Source organism: Kitasatospora sp. NPDC048407, assembly GCF_043200475.1.
Classification (GTDB): Bacteria; Actinomycetota; Actinomycetes; order Streptomycetales; family Streptomycetaceae; genus Kitasatospora.
In genome coordinates this window covers 1-18,079 of the sequence record NZ_JBICXW010000025.1, presented here as the reverse complement: position 1 = coordinate 18,079, position 18,079 = coordinate 1, and the positions used below count along the sequence as shown (strand labels likewise).

Here is an 18,079-nt window from a genome sequence, read left to right as displayed (position 1 = left end):
ATCTTGATCGACAAGCCCGGCGCAGGAGTTGACGCAAAGCACGGACCGCTCATGCGGAAGCGCCCTACGCTCTCGTCATACGGACGGGGGCGAGGACTGGCATGGTGACCGATGACGGGCTTTCCCAGCCCGGCAAGCCGAACGAGGACGCTGCCGGCGACGGGGGAAGCGGGCTTGCCTTTCTGGCCGGACTGGTCCTTCTCGGTATCGTGGTGCAGACCGCGTCCTGGCTGTGGGGACACCCCCTTGCCGCAGTGGCGACCCTCGTAGGAACCGCCGCGGTGCTCCTTGCCTTGCGTGCCGCACTCCGGCGTACCGTCCTCGGTCCCCCGTTACGCCGGTTCCTGCAGCCGCTGTGGTCCCTGCTCCGAGCCGGAATCTCCGCACGCTTCACCCATGCCCGCACCACCGCCATTGAGCGAGTCACCGAGCGCATCGCACAGTGGGCCCACCGGCCGATGCGGCCGACAGCACCACCCGAACCCGTCGCATCCTACGAGCGACGGCCCTTCGACTACACCCTGGAAGCGTTCACAGCCGCCACGCCGCCCCGTTTCGAGGAGATGTGCCGCGAACTGCTGGAGCGCGATGGTTTCACCAACACCGTGCGGGTCGGCAGCGCCGGAGACCTCGGCGCCGACGTCCTCGCCCGGGATTACCTCGGCCGACGAGTCGTGCTCCAGTGCAAGCGCTACGCGACCCCCGTGACATCGGAGGCGGTGCAGCGATTCAACGGCACCGCCCGGCCGGTTCACGGCGCGGCGGTGCCGGTCGTCGTCGCGCTCAACGGTTTCACCGAACCCGCGGCAGACTTCGCCACCCAGCAGCGACTCCATCTCGTCGACCGCGAGCGCCTCGCCCGCTGGGGCGCCGGACAGCACCTCTACGACGTCCTCCAGATCGACCGCGGCCCGGACCCGAGCGCCTGATCGCCCGAGCATCCCTCACCCCGGCCAACGGCCGGCAAGTGCCCGACGAGCGGACGACCTTCAGCCCCAGCTCCATGAGGTCACGCTTTCGCATGATCTCCCTGCACCATGGTCTCCGACACGCGATCTGCCGCTAGGGTCACCGTGGACGAACGGTGAGGGGGGCCTGTGCTGCCAGACTTCAACGACCACGGGCACCTGCCGCCCGGCCGCTACCGGCTCACCATCACGCAGGCTGCCGAAGCCCTCGTCGACGCGGAGCGCTTCCGCGCTTCCACGACCCGGGCCCAGGTCTGGCAGGGCTTCCAGGAGTATCTCTACCAGTTCATCCACCTGGAGGAGCAGTTCGCGACGCTGCTGCAGGGCCGTGAACTCATCCACAGCGTCTGGCTCGGAGGAAGCTTCGTCAGTGCCAAGCGCGACCCTCACAACGTGGACGCCACGTTGCTGATGAACCCCGACGCCGAGCGGGCCATTCGGGGCAACCCCGGCTCGAAATGGCTGACGACCGCCTTCAAGAGCTGGAAGGCTATGCAGGACCGGTACGGCGTGGCCCCTCTGCGGATCCCGTACGTACCGGTGGCCAAGGTGTTCCAGCCCCAGGACTTCACCGCCGAGGAACTGGAGTACTTCCGGGACCGAGGCCGCTGGGACGACTGGTGGCAGCGATGCCGCCTGCCGGGTGAGGGGGAACCGAGCGTGCAGAGCGCCGCACCGGTACGAGGCTACGTGGAGGTGACGTTGTGACGGCCGAATGGCGGGAGCAGATGCGCCGACTCCACGGTGAGAGCACCGCCCGGCAACTTCGGGAGGAAGGCGTGGAGGACCGCGACGACGACCTCGTCGAAAGCGACCTGCGCCACGCCAGCCTCGACTACCTCCAGCGCTACGACCCCCAGGCCCGCGCAGAAGAAGAACTCCAGATCCGACTCACCGGCGAGCATGCCGCCAGCGGAGCCCTCCAGTTCGACTGGGGCAACGCCCTGCTGCGCCCCCTCCAGGACAGCGTTTCAGCGGCAGCCCACCGCCACGTCGCCCTGGAGCTAACGGGCCTCTCCCGCGGCAGCACCGTCATGCACGTACGGCCCCGACCGGCACCCGATCCGGAACCGGGTTTTGACGGACTGTCGCTGGACATCTCACCGGCCGATGCCGGCGTACGCCAACTCGTCAACCTCCTGCAAGCACTCGAAGACGAGCAGGACGTCCGGGCGTGGAGCGAGATCCTCAACCCGGTCGACGTCGTCGTCAAAGCCCTCGACAGGTTCGACCTCGGCATGGGCATCAAATGGCTCGCGTCCGACGGCGACGTTCGCACCGCCACCCTGACCGCCCGCGGCCGAGAGTACGTAGCCCGCCTGCGCGAGACCCACACCGCCGTCGACGTACAGCGACTGTCCGGCCGGATCACCGAACTGCGCAGCTCCGGAGTGGTGCGGATCAAAACCGGCCTGCCGAAGAAGTCACCGGCCTGGGACGTGAAATTCGACGACCCCGAGCAACTCTTCGGCATGCGCCTCGCGTTGGGCGACCAAGTCCATTTCATCGTCGAGCAACGACGCACGTTCGACGCTATGAGCCGAACCCGTGCGACCGACTACCGCTTCCTCGACATAGATCCTGGGCCCGAAGCCCTCCCCGGCAGCTGACCAAGATCCGCTGCGTGCGACCAAGAACGAACCGGTCCGATCGCCACAGGCTCCCGGGCCAGCTCGTCGGCCCGACGGGCGACCGATTCCCGGCACCCGCCAGTGCCGCCCGGCCCGTGTCTTTGGACCTATGCGGCCAGGCGAACAGCAGTCGTGGCGCTGCTGTCCTCGTGACGGGCGTCGGCACGATCGAGTGCGCTGCTGAGCGCGGTGACGGCATGGTCTGCGGAGTCCTTGAGGAGGTGGCCGTAGAGATCGACGGTGATGGCGAGGTTGGCGTGGCGCAGTGTCTTGGAGACGACGGCAAGAGGGATGCCGGCGGCGATCATGATGCTGGCAGCGGTGTGGCGCAGGTCGTGCAGACCGATCTTCGGCAGGTCGAGTTCGGCAGTGCGTTTGCGGAGCTGGTCGAGGACCCACTGAGGCCGAAGGGGCTCCCCGTCCGGGCGGGCGAAGAGCAGCCCTTCGAGCCGGCCGTGGGGATCGACGGCCATCTGGATGGCGGCCTGGCGGTGGAGGGCGGCCATGGCCCTGGGGGAGAGGCTGATCCAGGCGCGGCTGGCTTCGGTCTTGGGTTCGCCGAGGTGGATCTTCCCGTTGTTGATGGCGGTCAGGGTCCAGCGGACGTAGAGCTTGCGGTCCATGAGGTGGACGTCGGACCAGTGCAGGGCGAGGATTTCGCCGCGGCGCATCCCGGTGCCGAGCATGACCTCGAACAGGTCGGTGAGCCGGTCGGCGTAGTGCTCCGCGTTGTGGCGGAGGAACGCCGCCGCCTGGTCGGGGGTCCAGCAGGTGCGCACCGCCGCACGGGGCTTGGGCGGGACTGAGTGCTTGGCCGGGTTGTGGCGCAGCCGCCACGTCCGTACCGCGTGGTTCAGGGCGCCTCGCAGCATGGCCACCGCGTGGTGGACGGTGGTGCGGCCCCGGCCGGCGGCGAGCTGCCTGCTTACCCAGGTGTCGATGTGCTTGGGCCGCAGGTCGAGGAGCAGCATGCCGCCGAACGCGGGGACCAGGTCGCGCTCGATGCACGCCCGGTAGCCAGCCCAGGTGTTCGGGGCCAGCGTCGGCCGCTTCGCCTCCAGCCACTCGTACAGGAACAGGCCGACCCGCAGCGTCCGGTCCTCGTACACGCCCCGGTACTCGGCATCCAGCACCCGCGCCATCTCCCGGGCCGCCTCCGCCCGGCTGGCGAACCCGCCCCGCCGCCGAGTCCGACGCTTGCCGTCCTCCCGCGCCAGGTCCACCGCGTACGTCCACCGCCCGTGCGCGGTATCGGCGGCCAGCCGCGGGCACCACGAACCCAACTGCTTCCCGGTGTTGCCGTCCTTGCACCCGCACCTGCGGTACACCCGACCACGCTTGGGACACTGCGCCATGGGCTCCTCCTCGAACCAAGTGGTGATGGCGTGTCCAGCGTTGCGGGAGTGGTGGGCGTGGCGGCAGAGCGCGCGTGGCGGGGCGTGGAGCACAGCGAGATCGACCGGCCGGGACACGCGCCGGCGACACACCGTGAGGGTTATCACGGAGCACGTTCGGTGGGTAGGCCAGCTTGATCGCGCAGCGCGGGCCCGCACGGGGTCGGTGCTCGGAAGAGCCACCGCGATGAGGAGAGTGCGGCCGGCGTATGCCGACGCCGGTGCCAAAGCGGCGGTAGCCAACGGCGCGAGGGTATTGGCCAGCGAACTCGCAGCTCACACCGCCACTGTCGTGGGCGCGCGATAGCGTTCGGATGGAAACTGGGCTGAGGGGGATCGGTGAACGACAGTGTGTTTGCAGTCGAGTTGCGGGAGTACTCGCTGACCTTGCTCGCGGAGTGGCGGGGGCTGGAGCACACACAGGCGGCGGAGCAGTTGCGAGCAGCCTCGTTCAGCGCCGCCCGGGACTACGCCGGCCGCTTCCTGCTGGAGCTCCTGCAGAACGGACACGACGCGCACCCGAGGCAGCGGCCCGATGGCCGGGTGCATGTTCTCCTCGACGAGGACGACGGCGAGTTCGGCACCCTTTTGGTCGGCAACGGCGGCACCCCGTTCACCTGGGACACGGTCAAGTCGGTGTGCAAGCTGGCGAGGAGTGGCAAGGAGATCGGCGAGGGCATCGGCAACAAGGGGATCGGGTTCCGGAGCCTCCTGCAGATCACGGACGCACCGGAGATCTACAGCGCCCGCAGCGCGGGGTCAGGCCCGGCGGTGCTGGACGGCTACTGCTTCCGGTTCGCGCTGGAGGAGGAGCTGACGGTTCTGCTGGGCGACCGGGAGGCGGCGCGGCGAGAGGCGAAGAGGCTGCCGCCGTTCCAGATTCCCTACCCGGTGGCCGAGGTGCCGGAGGCCTGCGCGCAGCTGGCCGAGGCGGGGAGCGTGACCGTGGTCCGGATCCCGCTGCGCCATGCGGCCGCGCTCGACGAAGTGCGTTGCCGTCTCGAGGAGTTGGCTGCTGTCAAGGCGCCCGTGATGCTCTTCCTGGACCGGCTGTCCCACCTGGTGCTTGAGCGGCGCGTCGCGGGTGTGGTGGAGACCGTCAGCGAGTTGACCCGCGTCGAGCGGCCGCTGGCGTTGGTCGGCCCTTCGCCGGCCGCTGCCGTTTCGTTCGCCGAGGTCGATCTCGGCCCGGCCGGGCGCTTCGTGATCGCGCGTCACACCGTGGACGATCAACGGCTGCGATCCACCGTCAAGACGGCGGTCGACCTGGGCCGGCTGGACGAGTCCTGGCTGGAATGGGAAGAGCCGGCCGTGGTGGAGGTGGCGCTGCCGGTGGCGGCCGCGAGGCCGAGGCGAGGGCAGACCTTCACTTTCCTGCCGCTGGGAGAAGGAGTCCTGGCGCCCTTCCCCGGCCATCTCAGCGCCCCCTTCTACACCAAGATGGACCGCACCGACCTGGACCACGAACATCCCCTGAACAGGTTGCTGTTCGAAGTGGCGGCCGAAACCTGTCTGGCGGCGTCGGCGCGCCTGCGGGCGTTGCCCGAGCTGCGAATGCGGCAGATGGCGGTGGACCTGGTGAGCTGGGAGACGGCGGGCAAGTACGCGGGACTGCTGTCGGCGGCGGCCCCGCGCGTGCACGGCCGTGAGCTGGGCGAGGTACCCATCGTGCCGACGGTGCGAAGCGAAGGCGCCCCGCCGGAGGAGGGCTGGACGACACCGAGGAATGCGACGCTCTGGCCGGATCACGAACTCGTCCTGCTCGTACCGGAGAAGGCACACGCGACCGGGATCGCCGTGGTGGATCCGGAGATCGGCGCCGAGCGGCTCAGGCGACTTGCGGTCATGTGCCGCGCGCTGAAGTGCCAGCTGGAGCCCGAGCCGTCGGTGCTGGCGGACATGGTGGAACGGATCGTGGCCACCTTGCCGGTGCCCCGGGCCGGCGAATCCGTCCGCGACTGGGACGCCCTGTACGCCGACCTCGCCACGCTCTTCGAATACGACGGAGAGGCACTGCGCGGCCGGATGATCCTGCTGGCCGAGGACGGGACACTGCGGAGCGCGAACGGCGGTGGCGACAACGGAAAGCCGGGGCAGCGACGACAGGCGTTCTTCCAGCCCGGGCCCGCCGCACGCGGCGACAAGGGGACCCTCGCAGTGCCCGCGGTGCTCGGCAAGCGGCTCTTCTGCCTGCACCCCGACCTGAACTGGGCCGAGAACGACGACGACAGGCACCGGCAGCGGGCCCGGTTCTTCCTGCAGTCGGCCGGCCTGGTCCGGCCGTTCGACCCCAAGGGCCTGCTGGAACACGTCAGGCTGGCCCTGGCCGGCAGCACTGACCAGAAGCTGCGCCTCCAGGCCCTCCGGTTCGTCTTCCGGCTGTGGCGCTCGAAGCAGCTCACGGGAGAGTCGGGGCTGTCCTCGGTGGAGCTGTACGTGCCCTCGGCGGACGGGACGCTGATCAGGGCCTCGGGAGCGGCCTTCGGCACAGGATGGACGGGTACCACCGGGGACGACCTGGCGACGGTTGTGGCGGACGGCCGCGAACTGTCGTCCGCGCTCCGCTGGATCGCCCAGCGTCTGATCGCGCCGCCGGACACGATGGTGAAGCGCGGCGAGACCCTCGACGAGTGGCGCGACTTCCTGACCGCCCTCGGGGTCACCGACGGACTGATACCCGTCATCACGCCAGGGGCCGAGCGCCGGGCCAATGGTGGCGCTCTGACGGCGGCCACCCTGGTCAGGATGGCGAAGGTCCCGAAGGGAGTCGACGCCCAGTGGCTGGCGCACATAGGGCGGTTGTGGTCCAGTGCTTTGTACCGCCAGACGCCTTACGACGGCGGCCACGCCTTCCGACTGCCGGGCCAGGAGGTCGTGGGGCGGCTCGGCGAGGCGGCCCGCCTGGCGTACGCCCGACTCGTGCTGCGCGGTCTGGCGACGTGGAAACGGGATCACTTCAGGACGGAATGGACGAGTGACGGCAGCCGCGCGACGGACCACCAGTACGTAAGCACGCCGCTGAAAGCCTTCGTCCATGGGCAGCCCTGGCTTCCGGTGCGGGGCGCCGGTGGCGCGGTGCGTTGGGTGCGCCCGGCCGATGCCTGGTACTGCCCGACCGGGGCGGAGGAGGAGCCCGCGTTCATGCCGACGGTCGACCGGCGGCTGCGCCACCTGCTGGAGTCGAAGGTGGTCCGGGACCGTCTCGGCGAGGCCGACCTGTCCATATGGGGAGAGCCCGAGCACAGTGCGCGCCTGATCGCGGAACTCGGTCGGTTCTTGGAGGACGGCGCGATCCGGAGCGACGACTGGCCCTTGGCTCAGCGGGCCAACGAGCGGGCCTGGAACGAGCTCGTCGCACAGCCCGACCCCGAGCTCCCGTACGACGCCGTCCTGCTCGCCGAAGCGGGCGAGCGGATGGTGGCCGTCTCCCTCGACGAACTCGCCGACGACAGCGACGACCGGGCGGTGGCCTACGTCACCGGCGACCGCGCCAGCCTCGCCGCCCGCCTCATCCGCGAGATGGAACAGCCGCTGCTCGTGCTCCCGGGCATCGCCCGGCAGGTCTGCGACCTGCTCGAGGAGATCTGCCCCGGCGCCTTCCGGGCCGTGGACTCCCTGAAGTTCTCGGCCACCGTCGACGGCGAGCTGGTGGACCCGGCGGCCATGGGTGAACCGCTGGTCGACGAATTCCCCTGGCTGACCCTGGCGGTGGCAGCACTCGCCGACCACGATCCGCACAAACCCCGGCCGAGCGACACCGCCCTCACCGAGCTGACGGGCGCCCTCCGTGCGGTGCGACTGCACCGCTACACCGACTGGGAGGTCACCCTCGACGAGGAGCCTGTCACCGTACCGGACCGGCTGGACGGAGTGCTGCCGCTGTCCGACCCCAAGCACCCGCTGCTGCTGACGCGGGAGGGCGACCGGAGCTGGCGCGAGGTCGCCCGGTTCGCGGTCGCCATGGCCGACCTGATCGGACATCGAAGTCTCGGCGACCGGCTGCAGTTGGCCGCGCTGAAGCTCGGGGACGCCCACGCCGACCTGAGCCAACCGGCGGAGCCGGAACTCGCCCGGGCCCTCGGCCTCTCCGTCCACCAGCTCGAACAGACCGGGCGCCGGATCGACGGCGCTGTCGGAGGTGTCCTGCAGCGCGGCTACCCGGTGCTCGTCCACTTGCTCGGCCGGGCGAAGGCAGACGAACTGACGGACCCGACACCGCGCGACACCCAGGACCTCACGACCGCACTGCGCACCTGCGAGAACGAACTCATGCTGACGGCCGAGCAGTTCGTCGGCGAGGCCCGCGCGGCCAGGTCGACCGACGAACTCAGGGCGGCGCTCGGGATCGACTTCGCTGCGCTGAACCACACCCTGGCCACGTTGGCTCCGCGCTACCAACCGATCAGCCGCGGCGAGGCACACGAGGAGGCGCTCCGGACATTCGTGGACCTTCACCGCAAGGAGCTGCTGAACCGGCTCCGCTGGTCTGCCCTGGAGGAGTTCGACGCCCGGCGGCTGCTGAGCGACTGGCCGGAACTCCGTACCCTCGACTGGGTCACTGCGCCCTCGGCCTGGGCCTTGACCGTCGAGACTGCCGGCACCGCGCTGTTGCGGGCACAGGTCGAAGAGGCACTCGCCGTGCGGCTTGGCGGGCCGGCACCGGAAGAGGGGGACCCGCTGCCGCCGATCGAGTACGCGCGCGGCCGGAACAAGAGCGTAATCGCGGGCCTGGCCGAGGACCTCGTCGCCCTGGTGACGGCGTCCGGCCGGACGCTCCCCACAGCACTGGCGGCCGCCGTCCCCGCGGAGGAGATCACCACCCGGTTGGAGGCGGCCGGTGCGCTCGACTTCCGAGTGCTGGGCCCGGACGACGTTGTCGCCTGGCTGGCCGCGCTCGGGCAGTGGCCGGCCGACCTGCCCCGCACGGCGGACCTCGATCGGCACGGGCTCACCCCGGAGGACCTGGACGAGGCCCGGACCGTCACGAACCGGGCCCGCGCGGCGCGCGAGCGCGCCCGCAGGCTCATCTCGGTGGGAGACCGGGAACTCGACGTGCACTCCGGCGACTTCACCGAACTCAACGCCGTACTGCGCGCAGCACTGGACGCCAGGCCCGAGCTGGTCGGCGGCCACCACCACTTCGCCCGCCTCACCCCAATCGGGCCGCGGAACAGGGGAAGCCGAACCGGGAACCGTCCGGGCGGCGCCCGAGGCCGGGCGGACAGCGGACTGTCCCAGGCCCAGCGGACGGCGATTGGATACGCGGGCGAGTGGTACGCCTACCACTGGCTGTGCCGCCAATACCTCGGCACCGATGAGAGCAGCTGGGTCTCCACCAACCGTCGCGGCGCGTTCCCCGGCTCACCCGGGGACGATGGCCTCGGCTTCGACTTCCGGATCGGCTCCGGAAAGCACCCGCTGATGTTCGAGGTCAAGGCTACGCAGGGACAGGGTGGGCAGATCGAACTGGGAGAGAGTGAAGTCCGAGCGGCCCAGCAGCACGCCGGCCATGACGACCGGTGGCGGCTGCTGGTGATCACCTCCGTCCTCGATTCCGAACAGCTTCAGGTGCACATGCTCCCCAATCCCTTCGGGGCGCGGGGGCGCGGGTACTACCGGGAGGAGGGGGGCGCGCTGCGCTTCACCTACCACTTGTGATTCGGACAGGAGAGGCACCGCGATCGACCAGCGCACAGGCTGGCAACACGCCTCGGGATGATCACTGAGTCCTTTCGGTAGGTACGGCGGCTTGCTCGCGCAGCATTGGCCCGTATGCGCGCTGTTTCAAGGGAGTGGACGCAAGGCCGGAGGCAGCGCTCGGCCCTGGGTTGTCGGGCTCGTACAACCCGGAGCGTGCATGGTGCGGTGGTGGTGGGTCTCGGACGGGACTTCGGGGTGCGCCACGGCGAGGGTCGAAAATTCTCGAGGGCCTACGGGAAATAGCGGTCCATGGGATTTCCAATGGCCGTTCTCTGGCTGCTCTTCGGTCAGGGCGGATTGATTTTCCTCGGCGACCATCGACCTCCTTCCGAGAAATTTCTGTATGGTCCGCAGGAACCGCTGGATCCGTGGCCGGGCGGCGCTTCCCTTGAGGCATGGACGTCGCCCGGACCCTTCGTCAAGCCCCTGAGCTGGGGACCAGCTGGGGACCACACGTCATGCGCGCCGTCGCGCGAGGTACACGAAGCGCGCTCATCTGTACACGCACGACGTGTATGTGAGCGCAATTCAGGCAGGAATAGGAAAACCCTTCCTGACTGGGGGTCAAGGGGTCGCAGGTTCAAATCCTGTCGTCCCGACGGTAACGTCGCAGGTCAGAGGCGGTTTTCCCGGAAACGGGAAGGCCGCCTCTGGCGGTTTTCGGGCATAGCAAATCGTGGCATTTCGGACGTCGGGTCAAGTGGGGTTACCGGCGATCCATAGGTTGCGTTGGGTGATTGGCATTGAATCTACGGTTTTCGCGGCGATCTGTGACGCTATGCCAGGGTCGGCCGACGGTTGGCGCGCTTAACCGGCGCGCGGCAGGCCCGTACCCCAACTCCCCTTCTTTGCAAGGCTGCTGATGGGTCGTCCGACGGCCTCCGGGTGCATGGATTTCACAACCTCGCCCGATTTGCCCGGGTTTTCGACCACTCTGAGTGATCGAGGCTGTTTCGTGATATCCCGTTTCGGGGTCCCTTCTTGAATGAAATGGGCTTTGCGCTGCGGGAGTTGGTTTCATCTGACGAACGTTCAGTCGGTGGCGTCATGCCTGAATCGTTACCGTCGTACGCGGGTGGCCTTGGTTGATGTGTCACCACCTTCGGGGGATTCGTCCGCTTCGGCGGAGTTGTTCGAGGAGGTGGCGGGTGAGGGTGTCTCCGGCTTCGGCGATCGTGCGGAGGTCGGGGTGGAGGTAGCGCACCGTGGTGTCGAAGTCCCGGTGGCCGGCGATTTCCTGGAGGATGTGGGGAGGGACTCCGGCGTCGGCCATCCAGGTCAGGCCGGTGTGGCGGAGGTCGTGGCGGCGCAGGTGCGTGTGGCCGAGGGTGTGGACGACCTCGTCCCAGTGGGTGGCGTCGCGCAGGACGGCGGTGGTGATGCGGCCGCCGCGGGGGCCGGTGTAGAGGCGCGCGTCGGGATCGCCGCGGGTGGCGTGGAGGCGGCGGAGGATCTGCGGGCGCAGTGGTTCGATGACGGGGATGTGGCGGGTGTGGCCGCCTTTGGGGGCTTTGTCGACGAGGCCGCCGGGGGCGGGTGTGGTCTGGTGGCGGCAGGTCAGGATCCACTGTTCGGTGTCGATGTCCTCGACGCGGACGCCGGAGACCTCGCCGATACGGGTGGCGGTGCAGGCGCTGTGGACGATGGCGTCGCCCCAGCCCCCATAGTGGTTGTAGGAGGCGTTGACGAGGGCGTCGGCGAGTTCGGTGAGGGCGTCCCAGTCGCGCAGGGCGAGGGCGCGGGGTTCGAGGAGTTCGTGCTGCCGGCCGGTGACGCGGGCCGACTCGTTCGCGATCAGTCCGTCGGCGACGGCCTGGCGCAGGATGCGGTGGAGCATCGCGAGGGTGCTCTTGACGGTGGAGCGGCCGCAGCCGTCGGCGATCCAGGCGTACACGGCGTCCTGGATCATGCCGGTGGTGATCAGACCGACGGGCAGGTGCCCCAGGTCCGGGAGGATCCGCAGGCGCAGGCCGGCGAGGTAGGGGGAGTGGGTGGTGCTTTCCAGTCCGGCGAGGATCACCGTCAGACGGCGGTCGACGTAGTCGGCGAGTGCCATCGAGCCGAGGTGGGAGAGGACGGGGCTGCCGGTGGCGTCGGCCAGCACGGTCAGCCACTGCGTGACGAGAGTCGGGTCGAGCCCGTTGTGGACGGCGGTGTTCAGAAACGCGGCCCACGCCTGGGTCTGGGCCGGGACGGCATCGCCACGGGTGTGGTGAAGGGGCACGTGCGTGGTGTTGGGGTGGAGGGCGGCCGGAAGCGTCGTCGAATCGGGGGCCGCGGTGGTCTGCGCGTAGGGTTCGGCGCCGTGTGATCGTTTCGGGGTCTTGCGTGAGGTGTTCATGGTTCAGGGCTACGTCATTGGTGGACGTGACATCGCGGGCCCTTGTGTCGGACGCTCATCGTGCCGCGCCCGCCGTTGTGTGCGCGGCACGTGGGTCCAGCAGGCGGCGCCCTGTCGGTGCTGCAGCAGTCGGCGCGGATGCGGGTGGGAAGTTGATGCGGCTGTGACGCTGGTGCGCTGAAGGATGGTCGCAGCGTTCTTTCTTGGGCATCGGGCTTTCCGGTTGCGCCGAGCTTGACCACCAGGTCGTGATGCCAGTTGGCCGCGACCGGTAGTTCCCGCCCGTCCCCGGGCGTCGCCGTGGTGCTCGGCGGGGCGAGGTGCTGGCCAGTTGGGTGTGCTCGCCGTCGGATCTGCCCCGTAGACGAAGGCGGACGCCGCCCCGACCGGCCTCGGCGGGGCGTGTATCTGTGTGGCCCTTGCCGGACGGCTTACGTGCCGCTGCAACCGTCACCGGCCAGCATTGACTTAATGACGCCGTCATGGTGTCATCACGTCATGCTCTACGCTGCGCCCGCCCTGCGCGACATCGACCAGTCCGTTCTCGCGGAGATCGACGAAATGCGGGACCGGCTGCGCCTGCACCTGCGCACCCCGCGCCGGTGGGAGGGCCAGCTGCGACGCAACCTCACGGCGCGGGCGATCGCCGGCTCGAACACGATCGAGGGCTACGCGGCGAGCGTGTCGGATGTCGAGGACATCATGGTCGGCGAGGCGCCGATCGACGCGAGCGACACCGTCACGGCCGAGATCGAGGGCTACCGGCAGGCGATGACCTACATTCAGCGCCTGGCCGAGGCCGGTGACGACTTCGCCTACAGCAAGGGCCTGCTCAACTCGCTGCACTTCATGATGCAGGGGCACCACCTGCTCAAGCGGCCCGGCTGGTGGCGAAGCGGGCCGGTGTACGTAACCTCCGCCGAAGATCCGACGATCGCGGCCTACACCGCCCCCGATGCACAGCAACTGCCGGAGTTGACCGGAGAGTTGGTCGACTGGTTGAACTCGGGTGACCTCGATGCGCCCGGTCTGGTGCGGGCGTCGATGGCGCACCTGAACCTGGTGTCGATCCATCCGTGGTCGGACGGCAACGGCCGGATGTCGCGCGCCTTGCACACTCTGGTCCTGGCCCGCGAAGGCGTCATGGCGCCGGAGTTCTCCAGCATCGAGGAATGGCTGGGCCGGGCCCGCAACACCTACCGCTACTACGACATCCTCGCCGAAGTCGGCGGCCCGGTTTGGACTCCCGACCGGGACACCCTGCCGTGGGTCCGGTTCTGCCTGCGTGCCCACCACCAGCAGGCCCAGACCGTCGAACGCCAGGTCACCACCACCCGCGAGGTCTGGTCCGCCCTCGACGAAGCAGTCGAGCGCCAGGGCTGGCCGGACCGCATGCTCTACGCCCTCTACCCGGCCGCCATGGGCAACCGCGTCCGCCGCGCCACCTACCAGTCCGACGCCGACCTGAGCGAGCAGCAGGCCCAGCGCGACATCCGCGAACTGGTCCGCGCTGGCTGGCTCGCCACCAATGGCGAGGCCCAGGGCCGCTACTACACCGCTGGCCCGGACCTGCCCGAGGGCATCACGCGCGGGGTCCGCGAACCCCGACCGCTGCGGGACCCGTACACGGGCCACTGAACGGAGCCGACTCCCGGACGTGATCGGCGAAGAGCCGGCCACCGAGACCTACCGCCACCACCACCCCGAACGCCCGTGCATCCCTCTTGCCACCTTTCATTAGTTGGTCCGGAGGCTTCGGTGTGGGAGTACGGTGTCGTCACCTCGGCATTGCGGTCGGGGGCGAACACCGGGGTGGACGATGAGTGTTGCCTTCAACGTGGCTGACTTGATACTGAAGGACGGCACGGTGGTGAACCCGCCCGCTGACGGGATGACGGTGTTCATTGGCCCGAACAATAGCGGCAAGTCGATGCTGCTACGCGAACTGGCCGCATCCCTTACCGCCTCCCCGGAGCTGGCGCTGCCCGAGGGCCGTTGGATCGCAACGACGCGGATTCAGAGCAGCGGAAGCGCCCAGGAATTCGTCGAGTGGCTACGGGCCAGGGGCGAAGAACCGAGGCCGAACCCGCAGACAGGGGAGCCCATCTACGCGATGCACGCCGGGGCCCCCGCGGAAGGCCCCATCGAGCTCCAGGTGAGGAACTCTTGGGACAACAGGGCGTTCGCACGTATTGCCCATTTCCTCGTGGCCCAGCAGGGGACCCAGGAGCGGCTGAGCAACCAGACGGATTCGCAGTTGTGGGACTCCGCGTTCCCGCCAGCCCATCCGACCCAGCACCTTTTCGACAACCGCGAAGCCCACCACCGGTTCTCCGAACTCGTGAGGTCGGCGTTCGGCGAGCCGATCGCGCTCAACCGGTATGAGCAGCATATCCGCCTCCAGGTAGGCGACACGGGCATGGAAGATGAAGTCCCGCCGATCTCGTCCGAACTTCGCCAGGCCTACCATCGGCTTCCTGCAGTCAACGAGCAAGGCGACGGCTTCCGCAGCTTCGTCAACCTCCTACTGCATACACTGGCCCGCCCTAGGCCGGTCATTGTGATCGACGAGCCGGAGGCCTTCCTGCACCCGCCGCAGGCCCGGTTGTTGGGCCGTTACCTGGCAGAACTTCCTCCCTCGCCCTGCCAGGTCTTTGTCGCCACCCACAGTTCCGACTTCGTGAGCGGAATCCTGGAAGCGGCCCAAAGACCGGTTTCCCTGGTCCGGATCTCCCGCACCGCGTCCGGCCCTCGCGCCAGGGTCTTGGAGCCCGAGGCCGTCGCAGAGATCCTGCGTACCCCGGTCCTGCGGTACTCCAACATCATCTCTGGCCTTTTCCACGACGGCGTTGTCCTCGGCGAGTCTGAGGGCGACTGCCAGTTCTACGCCGCTACCTTCGACACCGTGATGAAGGGCCGACCGAACAGCAACCTCGTCTTCCTTCACACCAGTGGCAAGGCGAAACTGGCTGACACCGCTCGGCGCCTGCGACAATGCGGCATCCCTGTCGCCATCGTCGCCGACCTCGACTTCCTCAACGACCGCAACCTGCTCAAACGAGCCCTGGCTGCCCTTGGCGGTGAGTTCGCCGCTATTGAGCCCGACTTGAAGGTCCTGGAAGACACCGTCAACTCCACCGTCACCGTCACCAGCGCCCCGCAGATCAAGAAGCAGATCAATGAGATCCTCGGCGATCCCCGCAACGGCGACGCGCTCACCACCGAGCAACGTACGAACATCACCGCCCTCCTGAAGTCCTCCGGTGGGTGGCCGCAGCTCAAGAAGGCAGGCATGCCCGCGCTCGGAAGCGGAGAGCCCTATGCTGCTGTGCTGCGCCTGACCGACTACTTTGCCCGGCTCGGTGTCTTCCTCGTCCCGGTCGGTGAACTCGAAGGGTGGGTCCGGCAGGTGCCGTCCGCGAATAAGAGCCGGTGGCTCACCGACGTTTTCGAGGGCCGCCACCATCTCCACCCTTCGGTGGAACTCGGCGACTTCTGCTCGAAGGTGGACACCTATCTTGCATCTTGTCGGTAGCGGAGCCGGACGGTCGAGCGGTTCTTCTGTCAGCCGGTCAGAGGAGAGTGCCGATGACGACCGCCTCCGTGGGACGCCGGTTACGCTCTGAGGCGGTCAGTACCCGGATCACTTGGCGTCCAGGAGGAGGGCGGCCTCGGCGTGCAGCAGGTGGGGGTTGGGGTAGGTGCTCTTACACAGGGCGAGGATGTCTTAACTGAAGTCACTCCTGAAGTTCCCCCCTGATCTTGGACAGCGGGTTTCTACGCTGCGGGGGTGAAGTCGTGCCGCAGTCTTGCCCGGGTTTCAAATGGGGTGAGGTACCCGAGCTGGGGGTGCCTGCGGAGCCGGGTGCGGTTGTACTCGACCTCGATGAAGCGGAAGATGTCGGCCCGGGCCTGGGGTCGGGTGGCCCACACTGTGGTACCGATTTCGGCCTTGAACAGGGCGAACCAGCTCTCCGCTGCGGCGTTATCGTAACAGGAGCCGACCCTTCCCATCGACTGTCTCATTCCCAACTCGCTTATCACAGGCCGGAATTCACTGCTGGTGTACTCGCTGCCGCAGTCGGTGTGCATGATGCAGCCTGCCTCCAACTGTCCGCGTCCGGCCGCCAGCCTCAGCGCGGCGACCGGCAGCTCGACGCGGTGGTGGTCCGCCAATGCCCAGCCGACCACCTCCCGGGTGGCCAGGTCGATGCAGGTCGCCAGATACAACTTCCCTTCCCCGGTGACCAGTTCGGTCATGTCGCCGACCAGTCGCATTCCGGCTCTGGGGGCGGTGAAGTCCCGGCCGATCAGGTCGGTGGCGAACACGGCCCGCTTGGCCTGCCGGGTCAGCCCCCGACGCCTGCGGCGGGTGATGCCGGTGATGTCGTGCTCGCGCATCAGCCGCTCGATGCGTTTGCGGTTGGCCACCCGGCCGGCCCGCGCCAGGGCGGCGTGGATCCGGGGGACACCGTAGGCGCCGCGCGAGCCGGCGTGCAGCACCCGGATCTCACCCACCAGCCTCTCCTCGGCCCGCTGCCGAACCCGCCGGGCCGGGGCGGTGGCGGCATGTGCGTAGTAGGTGGAGCGCGGCAGACCCAGGACGCGGCACAGAAGTGCCACGCTGAAGCCGCCGGGGTTCGTCTCGGTGGCCTTCTCCGCGTCGACGAAGGCGCACAGGGCGCCTACTTCAGCGTCTCCTGCGCGAAGAAGGCCGCGGCTTTTTTCAGAAACTCGATGGTCTGCTGCTGTTCCCGGTTCTGCCGCCGCAGCCGGGCCAGCTCCTCGCGTTCCGCGCTGGTCAGGGCGCCGGTCGGGCCCTCGCCCCGGTCCACCTTCGCCTGGTTGACCCAGTTCCGCAGCCCCTCGGAGCTGACGCCGAGATCCCGGGCCACCTCGGTGACAGTCCTGTCCGAGGACAGCGCGAGCTCGACCGCGTCGCGCTTGAACTCGGCTGTGTACCGCTTGCTCCTGTTGCTCTGCTTGCTCACTACCTGGGCTGCTTCCTCCGGGACCATCCGTCCCAGTATCAAGCTGTCCAGGTCAGCGGGGGAACCTCATTCGGTGGCACGGGGCTTGGGTGGGACGGAATGTTTGGCGGGGTTGTAGCGGAGGCGCCAGGAGCGTACGGCGACGTTGAGCGCGTTGCGAAGGGTGGACGCTGCCCGATAGACGGTGACTTTGCCCCGTCCGGCGTCGAGTTGGGCGGTGATCCACTCGTCGATGTGCTTGGGCCGCAGGTCGAGGAGCCGGTGGTGGCCGAATGCCGGGATGAGGTCGCGCTCCACGCATGCCTGGTAGCCCGCGTACGTGTTCGGTGCCAACCGCACTTTCTGCAGGATCAGCCACTCCCGGAGGAGGCTCGCGACCGTGGTGCGGCGATTCTCATACACTCCGCGCAGCTCGCCGTCCAGTACTGCGGCCATCTCCCGTGCGGCCTCGGCCCGGGTGGCGAACCCGCCCCGTCGGCGGGTGCGGCGCTGTCCCTCGTCGGGGGCGAGGTCGACGCAGTACGTCCACTTCCCGTGCTTCACATCGCCGGCCAACTGAGGGCACCACGGCCCGAGTTGCTTTCCGTTGCTGTCCGAGCAGCCGCACCGCCGGTACACCCTGCCCCGCTGTGGACGCTGTCCCATGAACCCCTCCTTGCTCTTGGTGCTCTCTGACACCAAGGTTCGCCACCTCGTTCGGCGTGTCGGTAGAGCGTGCGAAGCAGGGCGCGAAGCGAGCCCTGGTTGGCCGGCGGCGACACGCGCAGGACGACACGCCGAACGGAAGATCACGGCGCGTAGCCAGTGGGTAGGCGGTTCTGTTCCGCATCCCGGATGCCCCGCAGCAGGCGAATCTGCAGGCCGCTGTCCCAAGCGGCATCAGCGGGATGCCGCAGGTGGTGGCTGGGGGTCAAGGGGTCGCAGGTTCAAATCCTGTCGTCCCGACTGTAAGTCGGTTGTGAGTGGACGTTAAGTCCCCTTTCTCTGGGTTCGTGATCGCTCGTTCGTGTGAACGTCAGCCGAACTGGCGTGCCGGTCGGGGCTCGGGTGATGT

General features: G+C 68.5%; 11 protein-coding genes and 1 tRNA gene. 7 read left to right on the top strand and 5 right to left on the bottom strand.

The window, feature by feature from the left end; translation table 11 throughout:
* The first annotated feature begins 101 nt into the window (after positions 1–101).
* The 3 genes from ACGFWJ_RS31380 (at position 102) to ACGFWJ_RS31370 (ending at position 2,578) form a co-directional block, all read left to right on the top strand.
* Positions 102–929 (top strand): restriction endonuclease, encoded by an 828-nt coding sequence (locus tag ACGFWJ_RS31380; protein ID WP_392955518.1) that lies wholly within the window; start codon positions 102–104, stop codon positions 927–929.
* Between the two features lie 168 nt (positions 930–1,097).
* The gene (locus ACGFWJ_RS31375; RefSeq protein ID WP_033256750.1) at positions 1,098–1,676 is read left to right on the top strand and encodes a DUF6932 family protein; all 579 of its coding nucleotides are present in this window, start codon (positions 1,098–1,100) and stop codon (positions 1,674–1,676) included.
* A complete protein-coding gene (locus ACGFWJ_RS31370) occupies positions 1,673–2,578 on the top strand; it encodes a hypothetical protein (protein WP_392955516.1) in 906 nt (301 codons plus the stop codon). The genes ACGFWJ_RS31375 and ACGFWJ_RS31370 overlap by 4 nt, the downstream gene beginning before the upstream one ends.
* A gap of 128 nt (positions 2,579–2,706) precedes the next feature.
* On the opposite strand, the gene xerC is transcribed toward ACGFWJ_RS31370, so the two are convergent.
* On the bottom strand, positions 2,707–3,954 hold the full coding sequence (gene xerC, locus ACGFWJ_RS31365; protein WP_392955514.1) for a tyrosine recombinase XerC: 1,248 nt from the start codon (positions 3,952–3,954) through the stop codon (positions 2,707–2,709).
* A gap of 378 nt (positions 3,955–4,332) precedes the next feature.
* Here xerC and ACGFWJ_RS31360 point away from each other — a divergent pair, with 378 nt between their 5' ends.
* Positions 4,333–9,651, top strand: a complete 5,319-nt coding sequence (locus tag ACGFWJ_RS31360; protein ID WP_392955512.1) for a sacsin N-terminal ATP-binding-like domain-containing protein — start codon at positions 4,333–4,335, stop codon at positions 9,649–9,651.
* A gap of 1,135 nt (positions 9,652–10,786) precedes the next feature.
* Here ACGFWJ_RS31360 and ACGFWJ_RS31355 read toward each other — a convergent pair.
* Complete coding sequence (locus ACGFWJ_RS31355) at positions 10,787–12,034, bottom strand: tyrosine-type recombinase/integrase (protein WP_392955510.1); 1,248 nt, start codon at positions 12,032–12,034, stop codon at positions 10,787–10,789.
* Between the two features lie 498 nt (positions 12,035–12,532).
* On the opposite strand from ACGFWJ_RS31355, the gene ACGFWJ_RS31350 reads away from it, so the two are divergent.
* Positions 12,533–13,672: a Fic family protein gene (locus ACGFWJ_RS31350; RefSeq protein ID WP_392955508.1), complete on the top strand. Its 1,140-nt coding sequence runs from the start codon at positions 12,533–12,535 to the stop codon at positions 13,670–13,672.
* Between the two features lie 181 nt (positions 13,673–13,853).
* Positions 13,854–15,569, top strand: a complete 1,716-nt coding sequence (locus ACGFWJ_RS31345; RefSeq protein ID WP_392955506.1) for an ATP-dependent endonuclease — start codon at positions 13,854–13,856, stop codon at positions 15,567–15,569.
* Between the two features lie 242 nt (positions 15,570–15,811).
* Here ACGFWJ_RS31345 and ACGFWJ_RS31340 read toward each other — a convergent pair whose 3' ends face one another.
* The 3 genes from ACGFWJ_RS31340 to ACGFWJ_RS31330 form a co-directional block, all read right to left on the bottom strand.
* A complete protein-coding gene (locus ACGFWJ_RS31340) occupies positions 15,812–16,714 on the bottom strand; it encodes an IS3 family transposase (protein ID WP_392955621.1) in 903 nt (300 codons plus the stop codon).
* Positions 16,715–16,719: 5 nt separating this feature from the next.
* Positions 16,720–17,025 carry a transposase gene (locus ACGFWJ_RS31335; protein ID WP_392955504.1) on the bottom strand — a complete coding sequence of 102 codons (306 nt, stop codon included), beginning with the start codon at positions 17,023–17,025 and terminating at the stop codon, positions 16,720–16,722.
* A 66-nt stretch (positions 17,026–17,091) separates the two neighbouring features.
* Positions 17,092–17,580 carry a hypothetical protein gene (locus ACGFWJ_RS31330; protein ID WP_392955502.1) on the bottom strand — a complete coding sequence of 163 codons (489 nt, stop codon included), beginning with the start codon at positions 17,578–17,580 and terminating at the stop codon, positions 17,092–17,094.
* A gap of 328 nt (positions 17,581–17,908) precedes the next feature.
* On the opposite strand from ACGFWJ_RS31330, the gene ACGFWJ_RS31325 reads away from it, so the two are divergent.
* Positions 17,909–17,970: transfer RNA gene (locus tag ACGFWJ_RS31325), tRNA-Leu, on the top strand.
* Positions 17,971–18,079 lie beyond the last annotated feature (109 nt).